The organism is Aquabacterium sp. (assembly GCF_030652515.1).
Taxonomy (GTDB): Bacteria; Pseudomonadota; Gammaproteobacteria; order Burkholderiales; family Burkholderiaceae_C; genus Aquabacterium.
The window spans coordinates 1-2,784 of sequence record NZ_JAUSAR010000028.1; the positions used below are offsets into that span (position 1 = coordinate 1).

At 63.8% G+C, this 2,784-nt stretch carries 3 protein-coding genes and 1 pseudogene; all 4 read left to right on the plus strand.

Going from position 1 to position 2,784, the window contains the following annotated elements; translation table 11 throughout:
* Position 1: 1 nt before the first annotated feature.
* Complete coding sequence (traW, locus tag Q7V20_RS03995) at positions 2–628, plus strand: type-F conjugative transfer system protein TraW (RefSeq protein WP_304787423.1); 627 nt, start codon at positions 2–4, stop codon at positions 626–628.
* A gap of 77 nt (positions 629–705) precedes the next feature.
* Positions 706–1,677: a conjugal transfer pilus assembly protein TraU gene (gene traU, locus Q7V20_RS04000; protein WP_304787426.1), complete on the plus strand. Its 972-nt coding sequence runs from the start codon at positions 706–708 to the stop codon at positions 1,675–1,677.
* Positions 1,664–2,446 (plus strand): type-F conjugative transfer system pilin assembly protein TrbC, encoded by a 783-nt coding sequence (trbC, locus tag Q7V20_RS04005; protein WP_304787425.1) that lies wholly within the window; start codon positions 1,664–1,666, stop codon positions 2,444–2,446. The genes traU and trbC overlap by 14 nt, the downstream gene beginning before the upstream one ends.
* An 8-nt stretch (positions 2,447–2,454) precedes the next feature.
* A pseudogene (locus tag Q7V20_RS04010) lies at positions 2,455–2,784 on the plus strand (conjugal transfer protein TraN); the annotation flags it as partial.

Consider the following 2,784-nt stretch of genomic DNA (forward strand, 5'->3'; position numbering starts at 1 on the left):
GATGGTGATGGCCTGCCTGCTGACCATGACATGCGCAGGTGTGGGCTCATGCGCTTGGGGCGTGGACCTGGGCAGCATCGGTCCGACCTACCCGATCAGCGAAGCCAACCTGCTGGAGTTCATTGCGCAACGCCTGCGAGAAAAGCAAGCCAATGGCGAACTGGCTCGACTGCAGGACCAAGCCCGTGAGCGCGGCATTCAGGCCGTGCGCCAGCCACAGCCTGTGGCCGGGCTCCGCACCACGCAACAGCCGCGCACCTTCTACTTCGACCCCAGCTTCACGCTGGATCGCAACATCCTGGATCCCCAGGGCCACCTGATGTTTGCCGCTGGCTCGCGCCACAACCCGCTGGACGTGGTGTCACTGTCCAGACGCCTGCTGTTCTTCGACGCCCGTGATGCACGGCAGGTGAAGCGCGCACGAGAGTTGATCCAGCGCTACCGAGGCCAGGTCAAGGCGATCCTGACAGCTGGCTCCTACCTGGACCTGATGAAAGCCTGGCGCACGCCGGTTTACTACGACCAGCAAGGCGTGCTGACCCGGCGCCTGGGCATCGCACAGGTGCCCGCTCTGGTCTCGCAGGAAGGCAAGCGCCTGCGCGTGGATGAGTTGGAGGTGACACCATGACCCGATCCACCCCAAAAGCAAGATGGCGTCCATCGTGGGATCACATCGCGGCGATCCTGTTGATTTGCTTGCTGGCCATGACCAGCCAGCACAGCCACGCGGCGGGCATCGCCACCTGCACAGGCAAGTTCCCCAACCCCGTCACCGACATCTGCTGGAGCTGCATCCTGCCCATCAGCCTTGGCAGCATCCCCATCGCCAACTTCGGCGGCCAGGAAGACATTGCCAACCCAGGCAGCCCTGTGTGCAGTTGCGGCGTGAACCCGGTCATCGGTCTGTCTATCGGCTTTTGGGAACCGGCTCGCCATGTCGAAGTCGTGCGCAAGCCGTTCTGCCTGACCTCACTGGGCGGCATGGACCTGAACCCGGGCCTGCCCGTCCCGGAAGCCGCCCGCTTCACCCACGCTGAAGGCGACGGCGATGGCGGCAGCTTCTACCAGGCCCATTTCTACGTGAACCCGATGCTGTACTGGCTGGAAGTGGTGACCGACTTTCCCTGCCTGGAAAAGGGCAGCTTCGATCTGGCCTATCTCACCGAGGTCGATCCGCTGTGGAACGACGACGAGTTGACCCTGATCCTCAACCCGGATGCGGTGTTGTTCGCCAACCCCATCGCGATTGCCGCCTGCGCCGCCGATTGCGTGGCCGCCTCACTGGGCTTTGGCATCAAGGAATTGTTCTGGTGCGCAGGATGCCAGGGCGGCATCTACCCGCTGGACGGCCAGGTGCCCTACCACTTGGGCGGTGTTCGCACGGCCGTTCTGCTGGCCCAGCGCCTGACCGCCAAGATGCACCGCGAGTTGATCGCCTGGGGATGGCATGGCACGCCCGGCCTGTGTGGCCCCTACTTCGAGCCCGTCATGGACAAGACGGCCTACAAGACACAACTCACCTACCCCATCCCCAATACCGAAAAGGATGGCGGCAGGTGCTGCCAGCCTTTCGGGCGCAGCACTGTGATCTGGGGGGCCGGCAAGGAATACCCAGTGCGCGGCGAAGACTTCGCCTTCATGTTGTTTCGCAAAAGGAACTGCTGTGTCGGCTTCTGACTTCCATCAACCTTCACGCTGGGGCTTCGGTCTTGGCCTGTCCATGCTGCTTGCACTGAGCGCACAGGCCCAAACCACACCGGTCATCACCGAAGCAGACATGGCTCGGGCCAGGCGCGCGCAACCCACCATCACGGACCAGGACATCGAACGTGCTCGGAAAGCGCACGGCGTGCCCAGCGCCGCAGACTTGGAACGTGTGCCCAACACAGCGGGACCAAGAATTGATGCGCTCCCGCAGCCCCAAGCCAAAGCGCCTGTGGACCTCGAAGCGCTGTCCAAAGCCTACGCCCTGCAGATGAAAACCGCCCAGCCCCCCGGCACCGGGGTGGGCAAGGACATGAGTGGTAGCCCGATCCTGATGGTGTTCATCAGCCTGTCGATGCCCGAGGCCACGCTCAAGAGACTGGTCAGCCAAGCGGCACGTGCCAAGGCATCCCTGCTGATCAGAGGCCTGCTAAATGGCTCCCTGCGCGACACCGTTGCGCGAACACAAGCATTGTTGGCAGGTCAGTCGGTGGCCTTCCAGATCGACCCGCAAGCTTTCGAGCGCTACGCCATCACACAGGTGCCCAGCTTTGTGCTGGTGCGTGAGGGCGCTGACGGCACGCCATGTGGTGATGGTGGTCGAGGCAGTTGTGCGCCGCCCAATGACTATGTCCGCCTGGCCGGAGACGTGAGCCTGGACTACGCCTTAGGCCACATTCAGCACCGCACACCCCGCTTTAGCAAGGATGCCGGCGCCTTCATCCAACGGCTCAAGGGTTAGGGATCGTCATGCTGCGCCGACTCGTCACCTGCTTCACCCTCTGGTGCTTCGTCACGGCGCAGACGATGGCGCTGGCTGGGCCACACGAAGAAGGCACCGCCGCCGGTCAAGCCGCCAACCCGGTGATTCGCGGCACGGTCAGCACCCCCAACGCAACTACCAATGTGCCGGGATACACCCGCACGCCCGCCGAGGCGGCCTACTACGGCCAACCCAGCTTGTCTGGCCCGGCCAACGCACGCCTCACCGCCTGCACCAACACACCCGATGACCCGATGTGCCAGGCCCAACGCGGCGCGCTCAACTCGGCCAACACACCACGCCCAGCCATTTCACCT

Coding starts and splice junctions, on each gene's coding strand:
- traU (WP_304787426.1), top strand. CDS start 706: ATGACCAGCCAGCACAGCCACGCGGCGGGCATCGCCACCTGCACAGGC.
- traW (WP_304787423.1), top strand. CDS start 2: ATGGTGATGGCCTGCCTGCTGACCATGACATGCGCAGGTGTGGGCTCA.